Origin of the sequence: Streptomyces sp. NPDC091412 (genome assembly GCF_044756885.1) — a bacterium.
Lineage (GTDB): Bacteria > Actinomycetota > Actinomycetes > Streptomycetales > Streptomycetaceae > Streptomyces.
On sequence record NZ_JBIVTV010000018.1, the window covers coordinates 118,493 to 142,015 of the forward strand.

Annotated in this window: 22 protein-coding genes; 9 read left to right on the top strand and 13 right to left on the bottom strand. The window is 73.3% G+C overall.

Going from position 1 to position 23,523, the window contains the following annotated elements; genetic code table 11:
* Window positions 1–32: 32 nt before the first annotated feature.
* From ACIQMV_RS31645 to ACIQMV_RS31655, 3 genes are all read right to left on the bottom strand, one after another.
* Window positions 33–818 (bottom strand): electron transfer flavoprotein subunit beta/FixA family protein, encoded by a 786-nt coding sequence (locus ACIQMV_RS31645; protein WP_402596645.1) that lies wholly within the window; start codon window positions 816–818, stop codon window positions 33–35.
* A gap of 219 nt (window positions 819–1,037) precedes the next feature.
* On the bottom strand, window positions 1,038–1,556 hold the full coding sequence (locus ACIQMV_RS31650) for a flavin reductase family protein (RefSeq protein ID WP_402596646.1): 519 nt from the start codon (window positions 1,554–1,556) through the stop codon (window positions 1,038–1,040).
* A 208-nt stretch (window positions 1,557–1,764) separates the two neighbouring features.
* Window positions 1,765–2,154, bottom strand: coding sequence for a TlpA family protein disulfide reductase (locus tag ACIQMV_RS31655; protein WP_402596647.1), 390 nt, complete (start codon window positions 2,152–2,154; stop codon window positions 1,765–1,767).
* Between the two features lie 275 nt (window positions 2,155–2,429).
* On the opposite strand from ACIQMV_RS31655, the gene ACIQMV_RS31660 reads away from it, so the two are divergent.
* Window positions 2,430–3,158, top strand: coding sequence for a 1-acyl-sn-glycerol-3-phosphate acyltransferase (locus ACIQMV_RS31660; protein WP_141363750.1), 729 nt, complete (start codon window positions 2,430–2,432; stop codon window positions 3,156–3,158).
* A gap of 241 nt (window positions 3,159–3,399) precedes the next feature.
* On the opposite strand, the gene ACIQMV_RS31665 is transcribed toward ACIQMV_RS31660, so the two are convergent.
* From ACIQMV_RS31665 to ACIQMV_RS31685, 5 genes are all read right to left on the bottom strand, one after another.
* A complete protein-coding gene (locus ACIQMV_RS31665) occupies window positions 3,400–4,095 on the bottom strand; it encodes a B3/4 domain-containing protein (RefSeq protein ID WP_402596648.1) in 696 nt (231 codons plus the stop codon).
* Between the two features lie 17 nt (window positions 4,096–4,112).
* Window positions 4,113–4,706, bottom strand: a complete 594-nt coding sequence (locus ACIQMV_RS31670; protein ID WP_402596649.1) for a transglutaminase domain-containing protein — start codon at window positions 4,704–4,706, stop codon at window positions 4,113–4,115.
* 89 nt (window positions 4,707–4,795) lie between these two features.
* Window positions 4,796–5,866 carry a threonine aldolase family protein gene (locus tag ACIQMV_RS31675; protein WP_402596650.1) on the bottom strand — a complete coding sequence of 357 codons (1,071 nt, stop codon included), beginning with the start codon at window positions 5,864–5,866 and terminating at the stop codon, window positions 4,796–4,798.
* Window positions 5,863–6,621: an SDR family NAD(P)-dependent oxidoreductase gene (locus ACIQMV_RS31680; protein ID WP_253266259.1), complete on the bottom strand. Its 759-nt coding sequence runs from the start codon at window positions 6,619–6,621 to the stop codon at window positions 5,863–5,865. Before ACIQMV_RS31680 ends, ACIQMV_RS31675 begins: the two co-directional genes overlap by 4 nt.
* A gap of 41 nt (window positions 6,622–6,662) precedes the next feature.
* A complete protein-coding gene (locus tag ACIQMV_RS31685; RefSeq protein WP_402596651.1) occupies window positions 6,663–8,060 on the bottom strand; it encodes a DUF6421 family protein in 1,398 nt (465 codons plus the stop codon).
* Window positions 8,061–8,497: 437 nt separating this feature from the next.
* Between ACIQMV_RS31685 and ACIQMV_RS31690 the strand changes: the two genes are divergently transcribed.
* On the top strand, window positions 8,498–9,181 hold the full coding sequence (locus tag ACIQMV_RS31690) for a glycerophosphodiester phosphodiesterase (protein WP_402596652.1): 684 nt from the start codon (window positions 8,498–8,500) through the stop codon (window positions 9,179–9,181).
* A 30-nt stretch (window positions 9,182–9,211) separates the two neighbouring features.
* Here ACIQMV_RS31690 and ACIQMV_RS31695 read toward each other — a convergent pair whose 3' ends face one another.
* The gene (locus ACIQMV_RS31695) at window positions 9,212–9,751 is read right to left on the bottom strand and encodes a GNAT family N-acetyltransferase (RefSeq protein WP_402596653.1); all 540 of its coding nucleotides are present in this window, start codon (window positions 9,749–9,751) and stop codon (window positions 9,212–9,214) included.
* A 69-nt stretch (window positions 9,752–9,820) separates the two neighbouring features.
* Here ACIQMV_RS31695 and ACIQMV_RS31700 point away from each other — a divergent pair, with 69 nt between their 5' ends.
* Both ACIQMV_RS31700 and ACIQMV_RS31705 read left to right on the top strand, forming a co-directional pair.
* On the top strand, window positions 9,821–10,213 hold the full coding sequence (locus tag ACIQMV_RS31700) for a VOC family protein (protein ID WP_141363732.1): 393 nt from the start codon (window positions 9,821–9,823) through the stop codon (window positions 10,211–10,213).
* A 103-nt stretch (window positions 10,214–10,316) separates the two neighbouring features.
* Window positions 10,317–11,081, top strand: a complete 765-nt coding sequence (locus ACIQMV_RS31705; RefSeq protein WP_141363730.1) for a VOC family protein — start codon at window positions 10,317–10,319, stop codon at window positions 11,079–11,081.
* A 107-nt stretch (window positions 11,082–11,188) separates the two neighbouring features.
* On the opposite strand, the gene ACIQMV_RS31710 is transcribed toward ACIQMV_RS31705, so the two are convergent.
* Window positions 11,189–11,782 carry a MarR family winged helix-turn-helix transcriptional regulator gene (locus ACIQMV_RS31710; protein ID WP_402596654.1) on the bottom strand — a complete coding sequence of 198 codons (594 nt, stop codon included), beginning with the start codon at window positions 11,780–11,782 and terminating at the stop codon, window positions 11,189–11,191.
* Window positions 11,779–13,455: an FUSC family protein gene (locus ACIQMV_RS31715; protein ID WP_402596655.1), complete on the bottom strand. Its 1,677-nt coding sequence runs from the start codon at window positions 13,453–13,455 to the stop codon at window positions 11,779–11,781. The genes ACIQMV_RS31710 and ACIQMV_RS31715 overlap by 4 nt, the downstream gene beginning before the upstream one ends.
* A gap of 197 nt (window positions 13,456–13,652) precedes the next feature.
* On the opposite strand from ACIQMV_RS31715, the gene ACIQMV_RS31720 reads away from it, so the two are divergent.
* From ACIQMV_RS31720 to ACIQMV_RS31740, 5 genes are all read left to right on the top strand, one after another.
* Window positions 13,653–14,216, top strand: coding sequence for a DUF5134 domain-containing protein (locus ACIQMV_RS31720; protein ID WP_402596656.1), 564 nt, complete (start codon window positions 13,653–13,655; stop codon window positions 14,214–14,216).
* 105 nt (window positions 14,217–14,321) lie between these two features.
* Complete coding sequence (locus ACIQMV_RS31725; RefSeq protein ID WP_402596657.1) at window positions 14,322–15,257, top strand: M56 family metallopeptidase; 936 nt, start codon at window positions 14,322–14,324, stop codon at window positions 15,255–15,257.
* Between the two features lie 75 nt (window positions 15,258–15,332).
* Window positions 15,333–16,031, top strand: a complete 699-nt coding sequence (locus tag ACIQMV_RS31730; RefSeq protein WP_402596658.1) for an HAD family hydrolase — start codon at window positions 15,333–15,335, stop codon at window positions 16,029–16,031.
* Between the two features lie 207 nt (window positions 16,032–16,238).
* Window positions 16,239–16,916 (top strand): TetR/AcrR family transcriptional regulator, encoded by a 678-nt coding sequence (locus ACIQMV_RS31735; protein WP_141363720.1) that lies wholly within the window; start codon window positions 16,239–16,241, stop codon window positions 16,914–16,916.
* Between the two features lie 147 nt (window positions 16,917–17,063).
* Window positions 17,064–18,416 (top strand): FAD-dependent oxidoreductase, encoded by a 1,353-nt coding sequence (locus ACIQMV_RS31740; RefSeq protein ID WP_402596659.1) that lies wholly within the window; start codon window positions 17,064–17,066, stop codon window positions 18,414–18,416.
* Between the two features lie 226 nt (window positions 18,417–18,642).
* On the opposite strand, the gene ACIQMV_RS31745 is transcribed toward ACIQMV_RS31740, so the two are convergent.
* Entirely contained in the window at window positions 18,643–22,962 is a 4,320-nt protein-coding gene (locus ACIQMV_RS31745; protein WP_402596660.1) for an HAD-IC family P-type ATPase, read from the bottom strand.
* Window positions 22,963–22,971: 9 nt separating this feature from the next.
* Window positions 22,972–23,514 (bottom strand): hypothetical protein, encoded by a 543-nt coding sequence (locus tag ACIQMV_RS31750; protein WP_141363715.1) that lies wholly within the window; start codon window positions 23,512–23,514, stop codon window positions 22,972–22,974.
* Window positions 23,515–23,523: the final 9 nt, after the last annotated feature.

The following is a 23,523-nucleotide window of genomic DNA, read 5'->3' on the forward strand; positions in this document are numbered from 1 at the left end:
TGCGAAGGGGGGCGGTCGGCGGGTTGCGGGCCTCAGATGAACTTCTGGCTCGCGAGGAACTCGGCGAGCTGCTTGCCGCCCTCGCCCTCGTCCTTGACGATCGTGCCGGCGGTGCGGGCCGGGCGCTCCGTGGCGGAGTCGACGGCCGTCCAGGCGTTCTCCAGACCGACCTCGTCCGCGTCGATGTCCAGGTCGGACAGGTCCCAGGACTGAACCGGCTTCTTCTTGGCCGCCATGATGCCCTTGAAGGACGGGTAACGGGCCTCGCCCGACTGGTCGGTGACCGAGACCACCGCGGGCAGGGACGCCTCGAGCTGCTCCGAGGCGGCGTCGCCGTCCCGGCGGCCCTTCACGGTGCCGTCCTCGACCGACACCTCGGCCAGCAGCGTCACCTGCGGCACGCCCAGGCGCTCGGCCAGCAGCGCCGGAACCACGCCCATGGAGCCGTCGGTGGAGGCCATGCCGGAGATCACCAGGTCGTAGCCGGCCTTCTCGATCGCCTTGGCCAGCACCAGCGAGGTACCGATGGCGTCCGTGCCGTGCAGGTCGTCGTCCTCGACGTGGACCGCCTTGTCGGCGCCCATCGAAAGCGCCTTGCGCAGCGCGTCCTTGGCGTCCTCCGGACCCACCGTCAGAACGGTGACCTCAGCCTCGTCGGCGTTCTCCGCGATCTGCAGCGCCTGCTCGACCGCGTACTCGTCCAGCTCGGAGAGCAGACCGTCCACGTCGTCCCGGTCGACGGTCAGGTCATCGGCGAAGTGCCGGTCGCCAGTGGCGTCGGGCACGTACTTCACAGTGACAACGATCCTCAAGCTCACGCCGGCTCTCCTACTGCATCGTCTTCTCTGGGCTGCCTTCCTGCAGGCAGCATAGGCGCCTGAAGCGGCCGATCCCGGTCAGGGCGACCGCGCGCTCCGAGCGGAATATTACTCGTCAGTACACCCAGTTCATGCCCGCTGAGCAAGCGCTTTGAACTGTGACCTTCGCAACGCAGCGTAACCGGAACCCAACGGCTTCGTGGAGGAGCGCCGAGGTGATCAATCACGCAGCGCGCCGAAGCGGCCCTGATGGTAGAGAAGCGGACGGCCGACGCCCGTGGGGTCGCCCAGGACGACCTCGGCCAGCACGATGCGGTGGTCCCCGGCCGGCACCCGCGTGACGACCCGGCACACCATCCAGGCGAGCACGCCGTCGAGGACGGGCACCCCCTCGGGGCCCTCGCGCCACGCCGTCGGCGCTCCGAAGCGGTCGGCACCGCTGCGCGCGAAGGTGGCGGCCAGTTCCTCCTGGTGCTCCCCGAGTATGTGGACGCCGACGTGGTCGGTCGCGGCGATCGCCGGCCAGCTGGAGCCGCCGGTGCCGACGCCGAAGGAGAGCAGCGGGGGCTCGGCGGAGACGGAGGTGAGGGAGGTGGCGGTGAAGCCGACCGGACCGGCGTCGCCCCGGGCGGTGATCACCGCGACGCCCGCCGCGTGCCGCCGGAAGACGGAGCGCAGCAGCTGGGGGGAGGCGAGCTGGACGGTGGCGGAGGCGCCCAGGTCGGACGTGGCCGTCATGGAGCTGTCCTTCTGCTGGTCGGACGAGCGGGATCCGTGGCTGCTCAACAGTCCGGGCGGCACGCGCTCGTGGGGCGGGCTGGGTCGACGCGGGGCCGCCCGAGAAGAAGGAGTTCCGCGGGCAAGCGGTCAGGCTCACGATAGTTGGCGTGCCCAGTCAAGTACGTCCCGGGATGTGGGTGCTGTCCCGCCGTCATGGATCGGGACCTCACAACGCCTCCCCCAGGGCCGCGATGACGTCCGCCGTGCGCGGCTGTCCGGCGGCCCGCCGTACCACGCGGCCGTCCGCGTCGAGGACGAGCACGGTCGGCGTCCTGAGGATTCCGAGTTCGCGCACGAGGTCGAGCCGGGCCTCGGCGTCGACCTCGACGTGCGCCACGCCGGGGACCATGCGGGCCACCTCGCCGAGGACTCGCCTGGTCGCCCGGCAGGGTGCGCAGAAGGCGCTGGAGAACTGCACCAGCGTGGCACGCGCGCCGAGGTCCTCACCGAGTTCGGCCGCCCCGAGCCGCCTGTCCTCGCCACATCCCCGCACGCCTGCTCTCCTGTTCCGCTGTGCCGCCGCCGTACCTTCGCGAACGCGCCCGTGCGCGCCCACCGGTTCAGCGCGCCCGCGAGCGCGGAGATTCCCGGAACCCGGGACGCATCCGCCGGGCGGTGGCCGCGGCCGGCGGTCCGTGGACGCGGTGTGGCCGCTGTGGGCCGTCGGGCGGAATCTCACGGGTGACGTGACGAGGATCTCGCCGTGGACGGGCACGTGGACTGGCTCCCGGGCCGTTCTTGGGGCACGATCTGCGACAGGCCGTAAACCTACGGCAGCGTAACTTCAGCCGGGAGCCCCTTCCCTGGCAGAGAGAAGGGTCCGTCCCGCTCATGGCAGAGCTCGTCTACCGCCCCGTCATCGGTCTCGCCCGCACGATGTTCAAGGCGTGGGACCTCAAGATCGACTGCCGGGGCTCGGAGAACATCCCGCGCACGGGCGGCGCCGTGCTGGTGAGCAATCACATCAGCTATCTGGACTTCGTCTTCAACGGGCTCGCGGCGCTCCCGCAGAAGCGCCTGGTGCGCTTCATGGCCAAGGAGTCGGTCTTCCGGCACCGGATCTCCGGCCCCCTGATGCGCGGCATGAAGCACATCCCGGTGGACCGCGCCAATGGTGAGGCGGCGTACGCGCGAGCGCTGGACTCGCTGAGGTCCGGCGAGGTGATCGGGGTGTTTCCGGAGGCCACGATCTCCGAGTCGTTCACGCTGAAGAGCTTCAAGTCGGGCGCGGCGCGCCTCGCGCAGGAGGCGGGCGTTCCGCTGATCCCGATGGCCGTCTGGGGCACGCAGCGGCTGTGGACCAAGGGCCACCCGCGCAACTTCAAGCGCAGCCACATCCCGGTCACGATCCGCGTGGGCGAGGCCATGGAGGCCTCCCGCGAGCAGTACGCGGGCGCCCTCACCCGCCGGCTGCGCGAACGCGTCCAGGAGCTCCTGGAGGCCGCCCAGCGCGCCTACCCGGTCCGCCCCCGGTCCGCCGACGACACCTGGTGGATGCCCGCCCACCTCGGCGGCACGGCCCCCACCCCGGACCAGCTCCGCACGGCCGGGGCGCACTGACCCAGGCCGGGACCGCGCGGCACACCGGAAGGTGACGGAGCGGGCCCGGGTCCAGGGCCTCTCGTTGGGATCATGCCGGGCTCGCGGGCCCTGGCACCGCTCCCCCGAGCTCTTCGAGCAGGGGGTACCCCCAGCCGCGTGGTCGTCGGCTGGCAGGGCTCCGCCCTGCCGCCCTCCTCCGCCGTGCGATCCACGGCACCGGACCCCGCTCCCTGATCCGGCCTGATCCCAACGAAAGACCCTATGACGCGGGCGGCCGTACGGTGACCTCGGCGCCCGGGCTGAACTTCTCCAGCAGCTCGGCGAGTTCGGCCGCCGCCGCCTCCGCCTCGGCCACCCGCATCGGGAGCAGGCTCTCCAGCAGGAAGATGCCCGACGCGGTCTGCTCGGTGAGGCCGGTACGCGGGCCCTGGCGCCAGTTCCAGCGGCGGCAGGTCACGCCGGCCTCGTCGCACCACACCACCTCGCCCGCGTCCGGGTGTTCGACGGTCTCCTCGCCGCCCGCGACGGTCACGAAGTCCTCCTCGCCGCTGGCCCGCACCAGGCGCATACCGCCCTCGATCCGGTCGAGGTCCTCGCCTCCGACCGGGATGAGATGGGCGACGCTGATGGCGTTGTAGAGATCGACGAGCAGGTTGATGCGGGGCAGTCCGGCGTCGGTCAGCGCCCGCCGGGCCAGCGCCTCCGCCGAGTTGCGGGTACGGGAGGGCTTGGAGCCGAACGCCGTGTAGGTCTCGCGCCAGGCGGCCATGTGCGGGTCCTCGTGCGGGGCGCGCCCCTCCAGCCGCGCCGCCAGACGGCGTGCGGCCTCGTCGAGGAGCGCCGAGGAGGCCTCGGTGCTCGGTCCGCCCACCAGCCCGTGGGCCTCGACGGCCACGTGGGTGAAGCCGGGCGCGAGTGCGCGTACCTCGTCGGACACGGTGAGCGTCAGTGCCATGTTCTCCCGCTTCGCGGTCAGAGTGCGGCAGGGAGCGTCTTCCACAGCCGCGGCCGGTCCGGAGCGGCCGTGAGGGCGGCCAGCACGGCCGGGTGCGGTTCAGCGTACAGCACCGGATAGTCCAGCTCGTTGGACTTCGGATCCGGCACGAAAGCCAGGCGCTCACCGGTGAGGGAGAACCGGGCGTCGACGCCCGGCTTGTTGCCGCGCGGGTCCTGCCGGTGCCAGGCTCCGTTGAACCGGACGGCGACCAGTCCGTGCACCACGCGCCCGCCGTCGCCGTCGTGCGTCAGCCGCTGGTAGCACAGCGCCGTCGGGATGTCCTCGGCCCGCAGCAGCGCCGCCAGGGCATGGGCCTTGGCGTAGCAGATGCCGGTGCGCAGCCGGAGGACGTCGGAGGCGCGCCAGGTGACGCGCGGGTCGCCGGAGTCCTGCGAGTGCGGGATGCCGTCGCGCACGAACTCGTACGCGGACCGTGCATAGGCATACGAGTCCGCCACCCCCTCGGCGAGACGGACAGCCGTCTCGCGGACCATCGGGTGCTCATGGTCGATCACCTCGTCGGCGGCCAAATATGCAGACAGGTCAGGGGTGTTCTGGATCAGCTCCATGCCCGCAGAGCATAGGAATGCGACCACTCGAACGTCAATGACTTTTCGAGCGATCGCATAACTATGCAGATCCGACCAGTGTGCGGACGCTAGCGCGCCATCTCCTCCTTCAACGCGGCCACGAACGTGTCCACGTCGTCCTCGGTGGTGTCGAAGGCGCACATCCAGCGCACGACGCCCTCCGCCTCGTCCCAGAAGTAGAAGCGGAACCGCTTCTGCAGGCGCTCGCTCACCTCGTGCGGGAGCTTGGCGAAGACCCCGTTGGCCTGCACCGGGTAGAGGATCTCCACGCCGTGCACGGCGCGCACGCCCTCCGCGAGCCGCTGCGCCATCCCGTTGGCGTGCCGGGCGTTGCGCAGCCACAGGTCCTTGGCGAGCAGCGCCTCCAACTGCACCGACACGAAACGCATCTTGGAGGCGAGCTGCATGCTCATCTTGCGGATGTGCTTCATCTGGCGGACGGAGTCCTGGTTGAGGACCACGACCGCCTCGCCGAACATCGCGCCGTTCTTCGTCCCGCCCAGGGAGAGGATGTCGACGCCGACGGCGTTGGTGAACGTCCGCATCGGCACGTTCAGGGAGGCGGCCGCGTTGGCGATGCGGGAGCCGTCCAGGTGCACCTTCATGCCCCGCGCGTGCGCGTGCTCGCAGATGGCGCGGATCTCCTCGGGCGTGTAGAGGGTGCCGAGTTCGGTGCTCTGGGTGATCGAGACGGCCTGCGGCATCGCCCGGTGCTCGTCCTCCCAGCCGTACGCCTGCCGGTCGATCAGCTCGGGGGTGAGCTTGCCGTCGGGCGTGGGCACGGTGAGCAGCTTCAGGCCGCCCATGCGCTCGGGGGCGCCGCCCTCGTCGACGTTGATGTGCGCGCTCTCCGCGCAGATCACCGCGCCCCAGCGGTCGGTGACCGCCTGGAGCGCCACGACGTTCGCGCCGGTTCCGTTGAACACCGGGAACGCCTCCGCGGTGGCGCCGAAGTGGCTGCGGACGATCCGCTGGAGGTTCTCGGTGTAGTCGTCCTCGCCGTACGCGACCTGGTGCCCGCCGTTGGCCACGGCCAGGGCGGCGAGCACCTCCGGGTGGACCCCGGCGTAGTTGTCGCTGGCGAACCCGCGGACCTCGGGGTCGTGATGGCGACACGCGTCGGTCCTGGGAGGGTTCACGGCTTGTCGGTCAGCCACAGACGGTTTCCGTTCACTTCCGCGGCGGGCTTGCTCCACACGTCGACGATGGCCTCGGCCAGGTCCTTGACGTCCGTGAAGCCCGCGAACTTCGCGTTGGGGCGGTCGGCGCGCATCGCGTCGTGCACCAACGCCTTCACCACCAGGATCGCAGCCGCGGAGGTCGGCCCTTCGGCGCCCTCGCTCTTTCCCGCCTTGCGGAAGAAGTCGGCCATGGCCAGCGTCCACGCCTCGGCGGCCGCCTTGGCGGCGGAGTACGCCGCGTTGCCCGCGGTGGGCTTGCTGGCGCCGGCCGCGCTGATCAGGACGTACCGGCCGCGCTCGCTGCGCTGCAGCGCCTCGTGGAAGGCCAGGGAGGTGTGCTGCACGGTGCGGATGAGCAGCAACTCAAGGAAGTCCCAGTCGTCCAGGCTGGTCTTGGTGAAGGTCTCGCTGCCGCGCCAGCCGCCCACGAGGTGGACCAGGCCGTCGATCCGGCCGAAGTCCTTCTCGATGTGCGCGGCCCAGTCGCGGGTGGACTGGAGGTCGAGCAGGTCGACGGTGTCCCCGGTGACGCGGGCGCCGCCGGAGGCGTACCGGGCCGCGTCCACGGCCTGCGAGAGCCGCTCCGGGTCGTTGTCCGCGCCGACGACGGTCGCACCCGCCTCGGCGAGCCTGAGCAGCGCCGCCCGGCCGGCCGGTCCGCCCGCGCCGGCCACCGCGATCACCGCACCGCTGAGAGCCCCGTTCCCCACCATGTTCCTCGCCTCCTGCGCAGTGTTCTCGGTTTCGCGGCCGCTCACGCGGCGACCCGCTCGGCGCTGTCCGCCACGATGCCCCTGGTCGAGGCGATCACATTCTTCAGCTTCTTGGACAGTGCCTCGTAGAACATGCTGAGCGGAAACTCGTCCGGAAGCACGTCATCCACGAGCTTGCGCGGGGGCTGGGTCAGGTCCAGGGCGTCGGGGCCCTTGGCCCACTTGGAGCCCGGGTGCGGAGCGAGGTAGGTGGAGACCAGTTCGTAGCCGGCGAACCAGTGGACCAGCTTGGGGCGGTCGATGCCGTCGCGGTAGAGCTTCTCGATCTCGGCGCACAGCTGGTTGGTGACCTGCGGGGCGCGCTCCCAGTCGATGGTCAGCTTGTTGTCGGTCCAGCGCACCACGTCGTGCTTGTGCAGGTAGGCGAAGAGCAGCTGACCGCCGAGGCCGTCGTAGTTGCGCACGCGCTCGCCGGTGACCGGGAAGCGGAACATGCGGTCGAACAGCACCGCGTACTGCACGTCACGGGCCTGTGCGACACCGTCGGCCTGGAGCCTCACGGCCTCCTTGAAGGCGGTGAGGTCGCAGCGCAGCTCCTCCAGGCCGTACATCCAGAACGGCTGGCGCTGCTTGATCATGAACGGGTCGAACGGCAGGTCGCCGTGGCTGTGGGTGCGGTCGTGGACCATGTCCCACAGCACGAAGGCCTCCTCGCAGCGCTTCTGGTCGTGGACCATGGCGGCGATGTCCTCGGGCAGTTCGAGGCCCAGGAGGTCGACGGCGGCGGCGGTGACGCGGCGGAAGCGCGCGGCCTCGCGGTCGCAGAAGATGCCGCCCCAGGAGAACCGTTCCGGCGCCTCGCGCACGGCGATGGTCTCCGGGAAGAGGACGGCGGAGTTGGTGTCGTAGCCGCCCGTGAAGTCCTCGAACGTGATGCCGCAGAACAGCGGGTTGTCGTAGTGGGTGCGCTCCAGCTCGGCGAGCCAGTCCGGCCAGACCATGCGCAGCACGACCGCCTCCAGGTTGCGGTCCGGGTTGCCGTTCTGCGTGTACATGGGGAAGACGACGAGGTGCTGGAGGCCGTCCGCGCGGTTCGCGGCGGGCTGGAAGGCCAGCAGCGAATCCAGGAAGTCCGGTACCTCGAAGCCGCCCTCGGCCCAGCGGCGCAGGTCCCGCACGAGTGCCTCGTGGTAGGCGGCGTCGTGCGGCAGCAGCGGGGACAGCTCCTCGACGGCGTCGATCACACGCCGTACGGCGGCGTCGGCGTCCGCGCGGCCGGGGGCGCCCTCGGCCGTGAAGTCGATCGAGCCGTCCTTCGACTGCCATGGCCGGATTCGCTCCACGGCATCCTTGAGCACGGGCCACGCCGGGTGCTCAACCACCCTGGCCACCGGAGGAACCTTCTCCTCCGCGCCCACCTGCACAAGAATTTCCGTCATGTCTCATCCTCCACGGGACAACCTCGCGTAAGGAGACGGTATACATACAGGGTTTCTCCCAGCAAGGGGAGCCTCGGGAAATTATTCTGCGCGCAGCCATGGTCACCGGCCATTTTCCTGCCGTACACCCGGACGGGGCCAGACCCGGTAGGCCGGTCGGGTGACCAACGCCACGTCTCCCCGAGGGCGGTTTCCGGCCGTGGGCGACCGTGCGAAGGCTTCACGGCCCGGCGGTCAACGCGACCGGGGACTCGCCCACGCCGGAGTGACCACCGCGACGGATCCGGCCCGTTCCTGCGGGCCGTCACCCCACTGCGGCGTGTACGCGGGGGTTCAACCAGCGTGTGGGCCATTAGGCTGCGTCATTACCGCGCGGACGACGAGGTCCAACCGCTCCGCGCCGCGCAGAGCCGCCGTCGACGGAAGCGAGTTGAACTTTGAACTTCCTTACCATCGGTCACCGCGGAGTCATGGGAGTCGAGCCCGAGAACACCCTCCGTTCCTTCGTCGCCGCCCAGCAGGCCGGACTGGACGTCGTCGAACTCGATCTGCACCTGAGCAAGGACGGCGCCCTCGTCGTCATGCACGACGACAAGGTGGACCGCACCACCGACGGCAGCGGCGCGATCGCGGACAAGACACTCGCCGAGCTGCGCTCCCTGGACGCCGGCCGCGGCGAGCGGATCCCGCTCTTCGAGGAGGTCCTCGACGCGGTGCGGTCACCGCTCCAGGCCGAGATCAAGGACGTGGCCGCGGCCCGCACCCTGGCCGAGGTGCTGCACGAGCGGGACCTGGTCTCCCGCGTCGAGGTGTCCTCGTTCCACGACGAGGCGATCGCCGAGATCGCCCGTCTGGTGCCGGGAGTGCGCACCGCGCTCGTGGCCGACCGCTACGGCTCCGAGGTCGTCGAACGCGCCACCGCCGCCGGCGCCGCGACCGTCTGCCTCAACATCCGCCGGCTCACCCTCGAGATCGTCGAGCACGCGCGCAAGGCGGACCTGAGGATCATCGGCTGGGTCGTCAACACCCTGGACCATCTGCGTCTGGTCCGCGCCCTGGAGCTGGACGGGGCCACCACCGACTACCCGGAGATCAAGCTCACCGGCCGCTTCACCGCCTGACCCCGGGGCGGGGACCCCCGAGCGAGATGCCTAGGCGAGTTCCTTGACCAGCAGTTCGAACTCCAGGTCGTCGCGCTGCGGAATGCCGAACCGCTCGTCGCCGTACGGGAAGGGCGTCGTCCTTCCCGTACGGCGGTAGCCACGGCGCTCATACCAGGCGATCAAGTCCTCGCGCACGGAGATCACGGTCATGTGCATCTCCCTGGCGCCCCAGTCCTCCCTGGCCTGGCGCTCGGCCTCCGCGATGACCACCTTGCCCAGGCCCGCGCCCTGCAGTGCGGGGCTGACGGCGAACATGCCGAAGTAGGCGTGGTCCCCCTGATGCTCCAGTTGGCAGCAGGCGACCACGCGGCCGTCCCGCTCGACCGTCAGCAGCCTGCTCCCGGGCGACTTGATCACCTCCAGCACGCCACCGGGGTCCGTCCGCTGCCCCTGCAGGATGTCCGCCTCGGTGGTCCAGCCGGCCCGGCTGGAGTCCCCGCGGTACGCCGACTCGATCAGGTCCACCAGCGTGTCGACATCGGCGTCGCGGGCGTCACGGAAGGTCAGTCCGCTGGCGGCGGTCTTCATGGGTCGAGCCTTTCGGTTCGGGCGCTGTCGGGCGGGGCGAGCGCCATCCTGCCACTAGGCTCCAGGTGCATGGTGCACGTACTCAGCAGCCGGACACTGGTCCGGCCCACGGACCCCGAGCGCTCCCGTGCCTTCTACGGCGACCGGCTCGGCCTCGCCGTCTACCGCGAGTTCGGCACGGGGCCGGAGCGCGGCACCGTCTACTTCCTCGGTGGCGGTTTCCTGGAACTCTCCGGACGCTCCGACGGACCGCCGTCCCCGTCCGTGCGGCTGTGGCTCCAGGTCGAGGACGTGGCGGCGGCCCACGAGGAGTTGCGGGCGAAGGACGTCGAGATCACGCGTGAGCCGGTGCGCGAGCCGTGGGGTCTGATCGAGATGTGGATCGCCGATCCGGACGGCACACCCATCGTCCTCGTCGAGGTGCCGGCGGAGCACCCGCTGCGGTACCGGGCGGGGATCTGAGCCGGATCCGGGCGCGGCGGCCGCGGGCGGCTCCCGCTGGCCCGCGTCGGCGGCCGGGGCTAGCGTGCTGGTGGGTGGGGATGAGCCTTCCCGGAGGAGTGCCATGGAGTTCGACAAGCCTGTGGTCGGCGGACCCTGCTGGGCGGAGCTGGGCACCAGCGATCTGGAGGCGGCCACACGGTTCTACACGGAGGTGTTCGGCTGGCGCATGCGGCGCGACCCCCGGCTGGTCTCGGGGGACTACACCTTCGCCCACCTCGGGGACGCGCCGGTCGCCGCGATCACGCCCCTGTACCAGAGGTCGCAGCCGGTCGCGTGGAACGTCTCGTTCGCCGTCGCCGACGCGGACGCCGTGGCGAACAAGGTGGTGGAGGCCGGCGGGACGGTGATCCACGGTCCGAGGGACATCTACGACGAGGGCCGCTTCACCGTCGCGCTCGACCCGTCGGGCGCGGCCTTCCAGATGTGGCAGGCGCGGGAGTTCTCCGGTGCCGGGGTGTTCAACCGGCCCGGCTCACTCGGCTGGGTGGAACTGGTCACCCGCAACCCCAAGCGGGCCAGGGACTTCTACACGAGCGTGTTCGGCTGGAGCGTCAACGCCTCGGAGTGGTACACGCAGTGGGGTCTGCACGGCGAGGACTTCGGCGGCGTGACGGCGATGCACGACCGCTTCCCGGCCGATGTGCCGCCGCACTGGCTGCCGTACTTCGCGGTCGAGGACGTCGACGCGACCACGGACATCGCGGTCCGGGCCGGCGCCAAGGCCCTGCTGGAGCCCACCGCGCTCCCGGACGGCCCCCGTATCGCGGTCCTGCGGGACCCCCAGGGCGCGACCTTCGGCATCTACCGGTCCGCCCGGGAGAGCTGAGGCCCGTCCAGGAAGGCCGAGGCCCGCTCCGGGGAGCCGAAGAACCCGTAACGGTCCACCCCGGATCCACGAACGGGACGGTCGTGGATCCGGGGTGGACCTCCGGCTCAGAGGCGCAGGGCGCCCGGGCGGCCCTCCAGCCGGCCGAGCAGCTCGCCCAGGAGCGCGGCCAGGCCGTCCCGTTCCCGCCCGGCCAGGCCGGACAGGACGGCCCGTTCGTAGGCGAGTTGCTCCGGCAGGATGCCGTCGACGAGGTCCCGTCCGGCGTCCGTGAGGCGGACGTGGGCGACCCGGCGGTCGCGGGTGTCGCCGCGGCGCTCCACCAGTCCGCGTTCGGTCAGCTGCTTCAGGCGTTTGGTGACGGCGGCCCCCGAGGAGAACGTCTCGCGGGTCAGTTCGCTCGGGGTGAGTTCGTCCCCGGTCCTCCGCAGCGCCCCGAGCAGGTCGAACTCGGGCCGGCTGAGGCCCGCCCGGCGCAGCGGCGCGTCCTCGGCCTGCTGGAGGAGGGCGGCGCAGCGGTTGATCCGGCCGATGATCTCCATCGGCGCGGTGTCCAGGTCGGGGTGGACGGCCCGCCACTGGCGGACCACTCCGGCGACGGTGTCGCCGCCCGGCTCGGTCCCCGCGGGCCGGATCCGCTCGTGCGTCGCGTCCCCGGTCGCCGCGTCCCCGTGGGCCGGCCGTCCGTTCCTCGCCGTCATGGCCGTACGTCCTCCGTCGTCTCGCCCGTGCTCGCCGGGGCGTGCAGGCCCTGGCGTCGTACCGTCGCGGCGAGCGTACGGTGTGCGGACTGCTCGGTGAGCACGACCCGCTCCTGGGGCAGGGCGCGTTGCCACCACTCGCCGGACGCGGCGTCTGCGGTGGCGCGCAGGTCGGCCAGCGCGGCGGCCAGGCTCCGGCGGGCGGACTCCAGGGCGGCGGGCGCGGGCCGCTCCTCGGCGACCAGGCGGGCCGCTTCTTCGCGGGCCCGGTCCACGGCGGCGAGGGCGTGCTCGATGCGGTCGCCGGCCCGGCGGTTGGTGACGGCGACGGCCGCCACGAAGCCGACCAGCCCGCCGACCAGGGTGTCCACGGCCCGCTCGGTGATCAGCTCGCCCGGCTCGTGGTACCCGGCGAACTCGATGATGAGCAGCGCCAGGGGGGTCACGCAGATGCTGCCGAGCCAGTAGTTGCGGCCGATCAGCGCCTCGGCGCCGAAGTTGAAGGCCATGCAGAGCAGGACGAGGGCCAGGTCGCTGGCGTGTGCGAGCGGGGCGACGGCGGCGAAGACGAGGACGCCGACGAGGTTGCCGAAGACGCGCTGAATGCCCCGCTTCCAGGTCAGGGTCATGTTGGCCTGGTAGAGGGAGGCGGCGGTGACCAGGGCCCAGTAGGGGCGGCCGACGCCGAGCGCGAGGGAGGCGTAGCCGGCGAGGGCGCAGCCCAGCGCGGTACGCACCACGATCGGGGTGAGCGGGCCGAGCCGGGTCCACCAGGGCCGGTGGGGAGCGGTGATCTCGGCGTCCACGCCGAGCAGTTCGTCGGCGGCCGCCGGCGTCTCGCCGGCCTCGGGGATCGGCCCGGTCCCGCACAGTTGGCGGGCCCAGGTGCGCAGCTTCTCGGGGTCCGTGTCCGCCGGGGCGGCGAGCGCGACCTCGGCGCGCACGACGAGCCGTTCCAGGGCGCGCCGCGGAGCGGTGCGGGCCCCGGTGGACAGCAGCGTCTGCCAGGCGGCCTGGACGGCGGCGGCCGCGGCGGCGCGGGTCCGGGTGTGGCCTTCGCCGGTGCCGCCGGTGGCCGCGTGGGCGGCGGCCGCGTTCAGCGCCTGCGCGGTGGCGCGGCGCTCCGGGCCGTGCGGGCGCAGCAGCCCGGGTGCCATGCCGACCAGCCAGGCCCAGGCCGCCGCGGCCAGGGCCAGCACCAGGTGGCCCGGGACCTGGCCGAGGGTCTGCGGGGCGAACAGGGAGGCGGAGCTGATGAAGGTGAGGACGACGTTGCCGGGCGGTCCGATGCGGGTGGCGTCGCAGAGCGCCTTCTGCACGGCCGCCATCAGGGCGCCGACGGTGACCAGGACGACCGGGTCGGTGGTGAGCGAGGCGGTGACCAGGGCGAGGGCGAGGCCGCCGATCATGCCGAGGACCACCCAGGCCAGGGCGCGGGCCCGGGCGGCGTAGGGGCGGTTGTGCGCGTACAGGGCGCACAGCGAACCCGCCATCGTGTACATGGCGAGGTCGAGCCGGCCGAGGACGAGCAGGGTGAGGGTCGGCAGGGCGACCGAGACGACGACGCTCAGGGCGGGCTTGAACCAGATGTCCGAGGGGCGGCCGAGCCGCAGCACGCCGGTGAGCGGAAGACGCCGGGCGATCCGGCCGGGGGTGGGGGGCACACTGCTCATACCGACAAGATTAGCAGGTGTTTTACCTGTAAAACATACAGGAGGGGCGTGCCGCCACCGGTTCGTAACGTGCCGTGCTTCCCCGAACGCGCCCCGTATACCTCCTTGCGCTCGTGTGCGCACCGCGTGCCCCGGGCATCGCTTGACCGACCGGCCGTCCGGCGGCGGCCGTGATCCGTCGAGCGGGGAGGTGGGGGGTGCACGGATCGACTTCGCCCGGCTGGCTGCTGGTCGCGCTGTGCGCGGCGACCGGGGTGTACTGCCTGCTGCGGATGCGCAGCACAGTCGAGGACCAGCGCCGTTCCGCGGGCGGCGAGGCGGTCATGGGCTTCGGCATGGCCGCCATGGCCGTCCCGGCCGCGGTGTTCACACCGCCGGTGTGGGCCTGGTCGGCCTACGGGGCGGTCTTCGGCGCGACCGCGCTGCACTCACTGTGGTCGGCGCGGACGAGCCCGCACCACCTGCACCACCTGGTGGGCGCGGCGGCCATGGTCTACATGTCCGTGGTGATGGCGGTGTCGCCCGTGGCGCCCGGCTCCCACCACCACGGCGGGGCGGGAGTGCCGCCGCTCACCGGCGCGCTGCTGCTGTACTTCGCCGGATACGTCCTGCTGTCCGGCGTCCGGCTGGTCCCCGCCGCCGGGACGGTGGCGGGGAGCGTCGCGCGCGGCGGCACGGGGTGGGGCGACCGTCCCGAGCTGGCACGGGCGTGCCGGTTGTCGATGGGGATCGCGATGGTGGCGATGCTGCTGACCCTGTGATCCGCCGGGCGGGACGGCGGGCCCGGCACCACGGAGCCGTGGTCTGCGTCACTTTGCCGCGGAGCCGTACCCACGGCGCTGTCGGCCGCTCATAGGGTGGCTCGCATGATGGTCCCCGCGGTCCTGCTGCTGCTCGGCGCCCTGACCGCCGTCGCCGCCCCTCGGCTGCTCGCCCGGGCCGACTGGCCGGACCGTGAACCGGTGCTCGCGCTGTGGGTGTGGCAGTGCGTGATCGCCGCGGTCCTGCTGTGCTGCGCGCTGTCGATGACGCTCAGCGCGGCGGCCGCCTGGCAGGCGGTGCGCGGCCATGTGTTCGCCCCGGCTCCGCGTTCGGTGGTGGAGGCGTACGCGCTCGGCACGGCCGACGCCTGGGCGCCGGCGACCGCGGTGGCGCTCGCGTGCGGCGGGGTGTGGAGCGCGGCGATGCTGCTCCGCGAGGTGGTACGGGCCCGGGCGCGACGCAGGCTGCGCCGCGCCGAACTCCTCGTCCGTGCCCCGCTGCTGCCCGGCGAGGAGTCCGGCACGGACCGGCTCGTGGTGCTGGAGGGCGAGCGGCCGGACGCCTGGTGGCTGCCCGGACCGTCGCCCCGGCTGGTCATCACCACGGCCGCGTTGCGCCGCCTGAAGGGGCGGCAGCTGGACGCCGTCCTCGCGCACGAGCAGGGCCACGCGCGGGCCCGGCACGACTGGCTGCTGCACTGCTCCGCCGCGCTCGCCGGCGGCTTTCCGCAGGTGCCGGTGTTCGCGGCGTTCCGCGACGAGATGCACCGCCTGGTCGAACTCGCCGCCGACGACATGGCGTCACGCCGCTTCGGCCGCCTGACGACCGCCCTCGCCCTGGTCGGACTCAACGAGCACCGCGGCGTGTTCGGCCCCTGCCCCGCCACCCAGGCGCACGTCCCTCAGCGCGTGCACCGCCTCCTCACTCCCCCGAACCGCCTCCCGGCCGCCCGCAGACTGCGCCTGACGGCGGTCGCCTCCCTCGTCCCGGTGATACCGGTCCTGGTGGCGGTGATCCCCGGCTTGAGGGCGCTGGGTTAGGAACGGCACCCGTCCCACCCGTCCGTGACCGGTGTCCGGTGGCCGGGGCGCCTTGGGTTGGGCCATCATCGGCCCATGGCTGCCGTGCTCTTCGACTTCTCCGGGACCCTCTTCCGCGTCGCGTCCTGCGAGTCCTGGCTGAGAGCCGTCCTGAACGCGGCTGAACTCACGCTTGATGAGCGGGAGTTGGTCCGGACGGCACGGGCGCTGGAGGAGGCCGGGGCGCTGCCGGGCGGGGCGCCGCCGGCGCGGCTGCCCGACGAGGCGGCCGGGCTGTGGGAGGTCCGGGACCGCAGCGCCGAACTGCACCGGTCCGCCTACACCACCCTGTCCCGCCAAGTGCCGCTGCCCGAACCGGCGTTGCACGACGCGCTGTACGAGCGGCACATGACGCCGTCGGCCTGGGCCCCCTACCCGGACGCGGCCGAGGTACTGCGCACGCTGCACGAGCGCGGAGTCGGGGTGGCCGTGGTGAGCAACATCGGCTGGGACCTGCGCCCGGTGTTCCGCGCCCACGGCCTCGACGCGTACGTGGACGCCTACGTGCTGTCGTACGAGCACGGCGTCCAGAAGCCGGACTCGCGCCTGTTCGCTCTCGCCTGCGCGGCGCTCGGCGCCGACCCGAAGGACGTGCTGATGGTCGGCGACAGCCGCCACGCGGACGGCGGCGCGGCCGCCCTGGGCTGCGGCGTGCACTTCGTGGACCACCTGCCGGTCACACGGCGGCCGGACGCGCTGATGCCGGTCCTCGGCCTGCTCGACCGGACGGACTGAGCCGACACCGCACGGCCGCGCCGCCGACGCCCCCCACCCGGCCCCGGCGGCAGCCCCTTGACGGCACCGGGTACGCAAAAGTCCGCCCGCCTCGGACGATCCCCCGTTTCGCCCGAGACGGACGGCAGCACGACGGACCCCTGCCGGGGCCGGTCCGCTCGCGTTGAGTATAGTTGGCTGGCAGCCAGTCAACGCAGGAGTCACAGCATGTCCCCGCGCAGCGCCTCGGTCAATGAAGAGTTGCGACGGCGTTCCCGGGAGCGGCTCCTCCAGGCGGCGGTCGAGCTGGTCGGCGAGCACGGGTACGACGCGACGACGCTCGGCGCCATCGCCGACCGCGCGGGGTCGGCACGCGGTCTGGTCTCCTACTACTTCCCCGGCAAGCGCCAGCTGGTGCAGTCCGCCGTGCACCGGCTGATGCACCGCACGCTCCAGGAGGCGCTGGAGCGCGAGCCGCACACCGAGGACGGCCGGGAGCGGCTGGCGCGGGCCGTCGACGCGATCCTGGGTCTGGCCCGGGACCGGCCGGTGCTGATGCGCCAGCACATGGCGGGGATCCTGCTCGAGGAGGGCTTCGTGCAGTGCCCGGAGCAGCAGCGCCTGTCCGAGCTGCTGCGGGACACGGTGGCCCGGCGCGGTTCGCGGGACGTCGACGCCGACTACCCGATGCTGCGCGCCCTGCTGATGGGCGCCGTCTACGCCGCGCTGGTGCCCGGGGCGCCGATGCCGGTGCCGGTGCTGCGGGCCGAGCTGTTCGAGCGCTACCGGCTCGACTGGGACATGGGAGCGCCGCCGGAGGCGCAGCCGCCCGGCGGCTCCTGCGACACGGACCTGTCCCGCTTCTTCGCGACCGGCCGGATCCCGGCGCCCCCGCCGGAGCGGTAGCCCGGCGGCCGGCGTACGGATCCGGGCCGCGACACGCGGACGGTCCCGCGCGGCCTCCCTCCCCCGGCGGTCCGCTTGGTGCCATGCTGGAGCCATCAGCGATCTCCTGCGGTCCATGCGCGATCCATCGGGGTAAGGAGTTCCGCCGTGCTGCGTGTCGCCGTCGTCGGCTCGGGGCCGAGTGGGTGCTACACCGCTCAGGGCCTGGTCCAGCAGGACCCCTCCGTGCGCGTCGACGTCCTCGACCGGCTGCCGTGCCCGTACGGACTCGTGCGCTACGGCGTGGCGCCGGACCACGAGAAGATCAAGTCCCTGCAGAACAACCTGCGAACGGTCCTGGAGCACGAGCGGGTCCGGTTCCTGGGCGGCGTCCAGGTCGGTGGCCCCGGCGGACTGCCCGCCGCGCGGCTGCGCGAGCTGTACCACGCGGTGGTGTACTGCGTGGGCGCCGCCACCGACCGCCGTCTGCACATCCCGGGCGAGGACCTGCCGGGCAGCTGGTCGGCGACCGAGTTCGTCTCCTGGTACAGCGCCCACCCCGACTCCGTGGACAGCGGTTTCGTGCGGAGCGCGCGGTCGGCCGTCGTCGTCGGCGTGGGCAACGTCGCCGTGGACGTCACGCGCATCCTGGCGCGCGGAGCGGCCGAGCTGAGCCCCACCGACATGCCCGAGGCAGCGCTCGCCGCGCTCACCGCGAGCCGGGTGACCGAGATCCACATGGTGGGCCGGCGCGGCCCGTCGCAGGCCCGCTTCACGACCAAGGAGCTGCGCGAGCTGGGCGCCCTGCCGGACACCGACGTCGTCGTCGACCCGGAGGAGCTGGCACTGGACCCGGCCTGCGCCGATCCCTCGGCACTGCCGGCCGCCCAGCGCCGCAACATCGAGGTCCTGCGCGGCTGGGCCGCGACGCCGCCGAAGGGCGGCACCCGCCGGATCCGGCTGCGCTTCTTCCTGCGCCCCGTCGAACTGCTCGCCGACGACGGCCGCGTGGGTACGGTGCGGCTGGAGCGCACGGCGCCGGACGGGCACGGCGCCGTCGTCGGGACGGGTCGGTACGAGGACATCGCGGCCCAGCTGGTGCTGCGGTCGGTGGGCTACCGCGGAGTGCCGCCGGACGGGCTGCCGTTCGACGCGGGCACCGGCACCGTGCCGCACCGTGACGGGCGCGTGCTGCGCGACGGTGCCGTCACGCCCGGCGAGTACGTGGCCGGCTGGATCAAGCGGGGTCCCACGGGCGTCATCGGCACCAACCGGCCGTGCGCGAAGGAGACGGTGGCCTCGCTGCTCCAGGACGCGCCCGGGCTCGTGGGCAGGCAGGTGCCGGACGACAGCCTCCCGGTGCTGCGCGCCGAGGGTGTCGAGCCCGTACGGTGGGCGGGCTGGCAGGCCATCGAGCGGGCCGAGGCGGAACTCGGCGTCTCCCTCGGGCGCAGTGTGGTCAAGCTGCCGGACTGGGAGTCCCTGCGGGCGGCGGCCCGCACCGCGGTCTCCCAGGTCTAGGGTCTTCCGTCCGGACCGTGCAAGGGCCCGCGAGCCCGGCGTGATCCGAACGAGAGGCACCAGCCCCGGGAGCCGGTCCGGGACTCCCCCGCCGAAACGGTGTTCTCCTGTCCAGCGGCGGGAGAGCGCACCCGGGCAGGGGGCGGGGCCGCCCCGGTGCGTATCCGCGGGAATCCATGAGCAGGTCCGGTCCCACCGGGCTCTGGCGGGACCGGACCCGCGACCGTCATCCTCCGGCCGCCAGCTCGCGGACGAACGCGGGACCGCTCTCCGGCAGCAGCCGTACGACGGTCTCCTCCAGGCGGGGCAGGACCCGCTGACCGGCCAGGGCCAGGGCGATCGCCGCGGCGACACCGGCCCAGGCCACCGGACCGAGCGGGGTGCAGCCCAGGGCCCGGCTGACGCCGGGGGTCTGGATCAGGGCGGCAAGGGTCAGGGCGGAGCCCAGGGACGTCACCCGGACCAGCGTGCTGCCCCGGCGGTCGAGGAGGGTCTGGGCGAGCTGGGTGCCGACCACGCCGCACAGGGCCATCGTGCTGGAGCGGCGGGCGGTGCCGGGTGTCCAGCGGCCGATCATCCAGGCCGTGGCCGCGCCCAGACAGGTGGTCAGGGCGCGGTGGCGGATCTGCCGGATCAGCCCCTCGCCCAGAACGGATCCCGCCGCGTCCTCCGGCGTCGCCGACCGCGCCTGCTCGGGGTCCTCCTTCGGGGTCACCGCCACGGCCATCGCCGGGAACAGGTCCGTGAACAGGTTCACCATGAGCATCTGCCGCGTGGACAGCGGCGCGGTGCCCGACAGCAGCGTGCCGAACAGGCCGAAGCCGATCTCGCCCGCGTTGCCGCCGATCAGGATGGCGATGGCGTCGGCGACGCTGTGCCACAGGGCGCGGCCCTCGCCGATCGCGTCGATCAGGACCGTCAGGTCGTCGTCGGTCAGGACGATGTCGGCGGCGTTGCGCGCGGCCGCGGAACCACGGGCGTTGATGCCCACGCCGATGTCGGCGGCGCGGATCGCCGCGGCGTCGTTGGCGCCGTCGCCGACCATGCCGACCACCCGGCCGGCGTCCCGCAGCGCCTCGACGACCTGGAGCTTCTGCTCGGGCGCCACCCGGGCGACCACTCCGGCGTCGCGCAGCATCCGGGCGCGGGCCGACCTGTCCGCGGCGGCGAGTTCGTCGCCGGTGACCACGGTGGTGTCCTTCGGCCAGCCCAGCTCGGTGGCGATCGCCCGGGCGGTCTGCGGATGGTCGCCGGTGAGCATGACCGGCCGTACACCCTCCTCGTACAGGCCCCTCACGAGCGCCATGGACGTGTCGCGCGGCACGTCCGACAGCGCGAGCAGCCCGATGAACTCCAGGCCCGCAAGCGTTCGTTCGAGTGCGTCCTCCTCGCTCTCGTGCTCGTCGAGCCGCCGCTGCGCGACCGCCAGCACCCGCAGCCCGTCGCCGGCCAGGGCGTGCGAGGTCTCGATGGCGTGGGCCGGGAGGGCGGGGCAGGCGGGGAGCACCGTCTCGGGGGCGCCCTTGACGACCAGCAGGCGGGGTCCGTCCGCGACCCGGCCGACGGCGGCCGCGTATCCGCGGGCGGCCTCGAAGCCGAGGTCTTCCAGCTCGGCCCAGTCCGGGTCGGGACCGGCCGCGTCGAGGACGGCCTCGTCGGTGGCGTGCACCGGCCGGTCCGAGTCGCCGTTGAGACGCGGACAGGCCCGCGCCGCGGACCGCAGGGTGCGTGCGGAGGCCTCGTCGTCCACCACGTGGACCTCGCCGTCGGCGTCGGACGCCCGCACCACGCGCAGCCGGTTCTCGGTGAGGGTGCCGGTCTTGTCGAAGCAGATGGTGTCCATCCGGCCCAGCGCCTCCAGCGTGCGCGGGGTGCGGACCAGGACGCCGTCGCGGCTGAGCCGCCGGGCCGCCGCCAGCTGCGCCACGGTGGCGACCAGGGGCAGGCCCTCCGGGACGGCGGCCACGGCGACGGCCACGCCACCGCTGACCGCCTCGCGGACCGAGGTGCCGCGCAGCAGCGCGATACCGGTCAGCGCGGCTCCGCCCGCCAGTGTCAACGGCAGTGCCTTGCGGGTGAGTTCCTGGAGCCTGGCCTGCACGCCCGCGGACGGGGGCGTGCGGGCGGCGAGGTGCACGGCGCGGGCGGCCTCGGTGCTCTCGCCGGTGTCGACCACGACGGCCCGGCCCTGCCCGGCCACCACGGTCGTGCCCTCGAAGACCATGCAACTGCGGTCCGCGACCGCGGCGTGCGGGGTCGGGTCGGTCTGCTTCTCCACCGGAAGGGACTCCCCGGTCAGCGCGGACTCGTCGACCTCCAGGCCGTCCTCCCACAGCAGCCGGGCGTCGGCGGGCACCACCTCGTCGCCCTTCAGCTCGATCACGTCGCCCGGCTTGAGCTTCCCGGCGTCGACCGTGACGGTGGCGCCGGCCGGGGCCTGCGAGTCCGGGGGCGCGATGCGCGCCTTGCGCTTCTGCTCGGCGATCAGGCCGGACAGGGCACGCTCGGCGCGCAGCCGCTGGAATCCGCCGACCAGGGCGTTCAGGTCGAGGGCGCCGACCACGAGGAGGGCGTCCACCACGGAGCCGAGGATCGCCGAGGCAGCCGAGCCGACGGCCAGGACCGGGGTGAGGGGGTCCCGCAGTTCGCCGCGTACGGCCTGCCCCAGCTCGTACGTCCAGCGGACCGGGGCGAGTACCGGGTTCCGGACGATGCCGGCCACCGCCTTGCGGACCTGGACGGCGGCCCACTCGAACGGGGTGAGCCGGCCCGCCGCTTCCTGGTCCAGCCGCTTTTGGGTCTCCCTCGCGTCGAGTTCGTGCCAGTGCACGCGCGGTCGCGGGTGCGGGGCGTGCGCCGCCGCCACGGCGAAGGCGGCACGCGTCCCGGACAGCAGGGCGGCGGCCGCTGCGGCGTCGACCGGCGCGTGCCGCAACCCGGGCAGGATGGCACGGCGGCCGCCCCCGCGCTTGGACTCGCCGATGGCCACGAGCAGCCCGGACAGCGCGGCGCCGGACCGGGCCAGGGTCTGCGCCCGGTGGCCGGTCCTCCGGGCCGCCGGGACGGCCGTCAGCACCCGCCACACGTCGGGCAGTCCGTGCAGGGCGAGGATGTCCGCGCCCCAGACGACGGCGGCGTCGCCGTCCACGAGGGCGAGGGCGAGGTCGCTGCCGCGCAGTCCGGCCAGGACGTCGTGGTCGTCGGCGGAGCGCATCCGGGCGACCGTGAGTACCGTGCCCTCCTCGCCGCGCAGCCCGTACACCACGTCGTCCAGGGGCCGCCGGGCGTCCACGACCTGGTCGGCGAGGCCGGTGAGGTCCTCCAGGGCCGGATCGTCCACCAGGACCACCCGCAGTCCGGCCCGGCGTGCCGCGTCCAGGACCGGTTCGACCCACGGGTCCGCCTCCCCCTCCTCGCTGCGCAGCGCGCTCGAGTGCAGGACGACGGTGCCGGCCATCTCCAGTTGCCGCAGCCGCTCCGGGGCCCGGACCAGCACGCCGGTCCGGGCGAGCAGGGTGCCGAGCACGGCGTGGAAGACGGCGGGTCCGTAGCGCGCGGCCTTGGGCGAACCGGCGAGCACCGCCTCGGCCGCCTCGGCCCCGTTGCGCTTGACCAGCATGGTCAGCGCCGCGCCCACCAGACTGCCGGCGGAGGCGTGGTTGGCGTACTCCTGGGCCGGTGTGATGCGCAGTGGCGGGCGCGGTGTGTCGTCCGCGGCGACGCTGACGCGGCCGGGTGCGCACAGCTGGTCGTGGAACGCGTCGAAGGCGGCCGTGCGGGCCACCGTGTCGGCCAGTTGAGCGGCGCGCAGCGCACCGTCCAGGACCAGCGAGGTGGGGGTCTGGCCGGCGCCGTGGGCGGCCGCGTTCGCGCAGGCGAGCAGGAGGTCCATGCGGGACCTGCCCAGCCGGGCGCTCAGTGCGGCACGGAAGCGCGGATTCTCCCGCAGCAGTGTCACCGCGGCGGTCACCATGCGCGGTGAGGGCGGCAGGCGCAACGCGTAGGAGGTCAGTGCGACGCCGACGCCCACCACGTCGGCGGCGAGTGCGGCCGCGGCCGCCCGCACCCCGGCCGGATCCCCCGGATGTGTGATGTCCTCCGGATCGTCGCCGTCCAGGACGAGCCCGTGCCGGGCCGCGAGGTCGGCCGCGTGGTCCACGACCTCGTCGGCGGCCTCCTCCTCCGTCACGGCGACGACCAACCGCCCCAGACCCTCGTCCCAGCACGCGAAGAGCACGTCGGGCCGCTCGGCGAGCGTCGCGGCGATGTGCCGCGCCAGATGTCGCTTCCCGCCCGCGCGCAGCACCTTCTCGGGGTCCAGGGAACGCAGCGACAGGTGCGCCCGGGTGCCGGACCGCCAGTGGCGGCCCGTGCCGGGCAGCGCACTGCGGGCGACACGTACGACCCGCGCGGCGGCGTCCACGCCGCGTACGCCGGCCCGTGCCGTTCCGGCCACCGCTCCCGCGGCGGCCCCGACCGCGGGTGCGGCCCTCCGGATGACCAGCCGGGCAGCGGCCGACGGGGCAGTCAGCAGTCCGAGCACCATGGCGCGTCCTCAGAGGGAGGTGCGGTCGGGCCGCGCCGTCGGGCCGAGGGGTCCGGCGGCCGCCGCCTGCCCCTTCGAGGACTTGCCTCGGCCGGCCCCGGACGTCCTGGTCTTCGCCGGTTCGTCGGGCCCGGTGTCCGTGTCCGGCGCGGACGCCTGCTCCTTGACGTCGGTACCGGCGCCCCGCGCGGTCTCCCGGGCGGCCGTGCCGCGCTTCTTCGAGGGCTTGCGTGCCGCGGTGGTGGCCGGTGGCAGCTCCGGTGCCTGTTGTGTCTGTTCCTCGGCGGCGGGCCGTTCGGGTCGGGGCTGGGTGAGCCAGACCACGGCCGCGCCCGTGAGCGCCACCGGCCACTCCACCACTCCGGCGACGCCGAGCACTCCGGCTCCCGTGTACACCGCGAGCCGCCGCCCGCGCGGCGAGACCGCGCCGACCTTGTCCAGCGTCCCCTGCGCGGCCCGGCCCACCGCCTCGGCGCCGGGCACCTTCCGCAGCACCGAGGCCGCACCGTGCAGCGGCGCCGCAAGGGCAGACGACGACTTCCGCTCAGCCATGACTCTCCT

What these genes read in the sequence shown, in the direction of transcription:
- ACIQMV_RS31650 (WP_402596646.1), bottom strand. Translation starts at nt 1,556, where the DNA reads ATGACGGCCACGTCCGACCTGGGCGCCTCCGCCACCGTCCAGCTCGCC.
- ACIQMV_RS31660 (WP_141363750.1), top strand. Translation starts at nt 2,430, where the DNA reads ATGGCAGAGCTCGTCTACCGCCCCGTCATCGGTCTCGCCCGCACGATG.
- ACIQMV_RS31665 (WP_402596648.1), bottom strand. Translation starts at nt 4,095, where the DNA reads ATGGCACTGACGCTCACCGTGTCCGACGAGGTACGCGCACTCGCGCCC.
- ACIQMV_RS31670 (WP_402596649.1), bottom strand. Translation starts at nt 4,706, where the DNA reads ATGGAGCTGATCCAGAACACCCCTGACCTGTCTGCATATTTGGCCGCC.
- ACIQMV_RS31680 (WP_253266259.1), bottom strand. Translation starts at nt 6,621, where the DNA reads ATGGTGGGGAACGGGGCTCTCAGCGGTGCGGTGATCGCGGTGGCCGGC.
- ACIQMV_RS31685 (WP_402596651.1), bottom strand. Translation starts at nt 8,060, where the DNA reads ATGACGGAAATTCTTGTGCAGGTGGGCGCGGAGGAGAAGGTTCCTCCG.
- ACIQMV_RS31695 (WP_402596653.1), bottom strand. Translation starts at nt 9,751, where the DNA reads ATGAAGACCGCCGCCAGCGGACTGACCTTCCGTGACGCCCGCGACGCC.
- ACIQMV_RS31700 (WP_141363732.1), top strand. Translation starts at nt 9,821, where the DNA reads ATGGTGCACGTACTCAGCAGCCGGACACTGGTCCGGCCCACGGACCCC.
- ACIQMV_RS31705 (WP_141363730.1), top strand. Translation starts at nt 10,317, where the DNA reads ATGGAGTTCGACAAGCCTGTGGTCGGCGGACCCTGCTGGGCGGAGCTG.
- ACIQMV_RS31710 (WP_402596654.1), bottom strand. Translation starts at nt 11,782, where the DNA reads ATGACGGCGAGGAACGGACGGCCGGCCCACGGGGACGCGGCGACCGGG.
- ACIQMV_RS31715 (WP_402596655.1), bottom strand. Translation starts at nt 13,455, where the DNA reads ATGAGCAGTGTGCCCCCCACCCCCGGCCGGATCGCCCGGCGTCTTCCG.
- ACIQMV_RS31725 (WP_402596657.1), top strand. Translation starts at nt 14,322, where the DNA reads ATGATGGTCCCCGCGGTCCTGCTGCTGCTCGGCGCCCTGACCGCCGTC.
- ACIQMV_RS31730 (WP_402596658.1), top strand. Translation starts at nt 15,333, where the DNA reads ATGGCTGCCGTGCTCTTCGACTTCTCCGGGACCCTCTTCCGCGTCGCG.
- ACIQMV_RS31735 (WP_141363720.1), top strand. Translation starts at nt 16,239, where the DNA reads ATGTCCCCGCGCAGCGCCTCGGTCAATGAAGAGTTGCGACGGCGTTCC.
- ACIQMV_RS31745 (WP_402596660.1), bottom strand. Translation starts at nt 22,962, where the DNA reads ATGGTGCTCGGACTGCTGACTGCCCCGTCGGCCGCTGCCCGGCTGGTC.
- ACIQMV_RS31750 (WP_141363715.1), bottom strand. Translation starts at nt 23,514, where the DNA reads ATGGCTGAGCGGAAGTCGTCGTCTGCCCTTGCGGCGCCGCTGCACGGT.